Origin of the sequence: Phaeovulum sp. (assembly GCF_041596715.1) — a bacterium.
Taxonomy (GTDB): Bacteria; Pseudomonadota; Alphaproteobacteria; order Rhodobacterales; family Rhodobacteraceae; genus UBA6213.
The window spans coordinates 1-2,080 of the sequence record NZ_JBFHIA010000366.1 but is presented as its reverse complement, the minus strand read 5'-3'; the positions used below and the strand labels follow the sequence as shown (position 1 = coordinate 2,080).

Sequence of the window (2,080 nt, the reverse complement as noted above, 5' to 3'; positions counted from 1 at the left end):
CGCTGGCAGAGCGCGGCGATTTCGCGCCCCCCCGCGCAGGCGGGCGGGTAACCCCCTGCCCCGAGGCGCGCGCGGCCTATGTGGCGCGGGTGCTTTCGTTCATCGATATCGCGGCGCTGAGACCAATGAAAATCCTCGTCAACGCGGGCAATGGTGCCGCGGGGCCGACGTTCGATGCGCTGGCCGCCGCACTTGCGGCCAAGGGCGCGCCGCTGGAGTTCGTGCGGTTACACCATGTGCCCGACGGCAGCTTTCCCAACGGCATCCCAAACCCGCTTTTGCCCGAGAACCAGCCGGCGACCGCGCGCGCCGTGATCGCCGCGGGCGCAGAGATGGGTGTGGCTTGGGATGGCGATTTTGACCGCTGCTTTCTGTTCGATCACACCGGTACCTTCATCCCCGGCGAATATATCGTGGGGCTGCTGGCTGAGGCGTTTTTGGCCAAAGAACCGGGCGCGAAGATCGTGCACGACCCCCGGGTTATATGGAACACGCAAGACGTGGTCGCGCGCGCGGGCGGGCAGGCAATCGCCTCGCGCACGGGCCATGCGTTTCTCAAGCAGGCGCTGCGCGAAACCGGTGCGGTTTACGGTGGCGAGATGTCGGCGCACCATTACTTTCGCGATTTCATGTGTTGCGACAGCGGCATGATCCCTTGGCTGCTGGTGGCCGAACTGATCTGCCGCAAGGGGGCACCACTGGCCGATCTGCTGGCCGCGCGCCGCGCCGCCTTTCCTTCATCAGGCGAGATCAACTTTCGCGTTGCCGATACTGCCGCCGCTATTGCCCGCGTCGATGCCGCCCTCGCGCCAAAGGCATTGGGCCGCGATGCGCTCGACGGGATTGGCCTTACCTTCGCGGACTGGCGCTTCAACCTGCGCGCCTCGAACACAGAGCCACTGTTGCGGCTGAACGTCGAGGCGCGGGGCGATGCGGGGCTGGTGCAGGCCGCAGTGGCAAAGATCGGCGCGCTGATCCGGGCGCGGAGCTGTGACGAATAGAGGTGCAAGCAATTGGCAGGCAAATCAACCTTCGGGCCAAGTGGCGTGCATAAGCGCCATAAAAGCGAGCGCCGAGGCGTGTGGTCGAACGGCCCGCGCCAGAATCAGGCGTCGCTGGCCGATACGGTTTCAGTTGGCGAAATCGCCGCCGTGCCACCCTGCGCGGCCATGTTTGCGGCAGCGAGTATCTTCGCTTTCTGGCCCGCGTCGGACGAGGCTGCGGCAATGCTTTGCATCGCTGCGGGCACGGTGGCACCGGCCGTGGGGTTGGCGCGGGCGACGTTCAGCGTGGCGGCCGCCAAAGAGGCGAGTTGCACTTCGAACGCTGTGGGCGCTAGCCCGAGCGACTGGAACTCGGCGATGACGCCGTTGATGTGGGTGGTACACGCTGGCGCGCCTTCGGCACAGGCGGCGAAAACCTCGGTCTCGTCAAATAGCGCCTGCGCGCTTGCTGGTGCGTGCCCACCAAAGACAAATGCCGCGGAGATAAGAATGGGGGTTACTTTCATGTAGTGTCACCTTGGTTTTGAACACACAGATTTTGGCCATTAGAGCTTAAAAAGCTTTCCAGCAGGCAAACCGAGGCCGCTGGCTGGGCGGTTCGGTTCAATCTTCGTGCAGCGTTCCGACAGGTATAGAAAACGACTTAGGCATTTTAGGGACAATATTAACGTTTCGGTAATAAATATTCAGTATGGTTAACAGCAGAATGACAGAGCGGGTTTGGTATTTTTGTGTGGCGGCGTGCATGGCTCTGCTGAGCGTGGTGTCCTATCGCATGTTGGAGCCGGAGTATGACGCGATCTTATTTGGCAAACAGCCACTTGCCACGCAGATCGTGGCGCTCTCTGATTCCGCGATTGAGGCCCCCCTTACGGTTCGCGCGCAACGTGGCAGCCTTGAAGATTGCGCCCAGATCTTGCGCGATCCGCTTGGCACCTTCCAGCCCGGCGCGGTACGCCAGAACTTGGTTGCCAGTTGCGAGACCTTGGCCGCAGCAATTGTCGCAACTGCGCCGACATCGTCGCGCGCGCATCTGGTGCTGGCCGCGGTCGCATTGGAACGGCAAGACTGGCCGG

3 protein-coding genes are annotated in these 2,080 nt (G+C 62.8%); 2 read left to right on the top strand and 1 reads right to left on the bottom strand.

All coding sequences use genetic code 11. The features are described 5' to 3' along the window. On the top strand, positions 1–1,001 hold a 1,001-nt coding region (locus ABY403_RS16070), incomplete at its 5' end, for a phosphomannomutase (protein ID WP_372841819.1). 104 nt (positions 1,002–1,105) lie between these two features. Here the strand turns inward: ABY403_RS16070 and ABY403_RS16065 are convergent. After that, complete coding sequence (locus ABY403_RS16065) at positions 1,106–1,510, bottom strand: hypothetical protein (protein WP_372841818.1); 405 nt, start codon at positions 1,508–1,510, stop codon at positions 1,106–1,108. 239 nt (positions 1,511–1,749) lie between these two features. On the opposite strand from ABY403_RS16065, the gene ABY403_RS16060 reads away from it, so the two are divergent. After that, positions 1,750–2,080, top strand: a 331-nt coding sequence (locus ABY403_RS16060) for a hypothetical protein (protein WP_372841817.1), incomplete at its 3' end; no start/stop codon positions are given.

What these genes read in the sequence shown, in the direction of transcription:
- ABY403_RS16065 (WP_372841818.1), bottom strand. Translation starts at nt 1,510, where the DNA reads ATGAAAGTAACCCCCATTCTTATCTCCGCGGCATTTGTCTTTGGTGGG.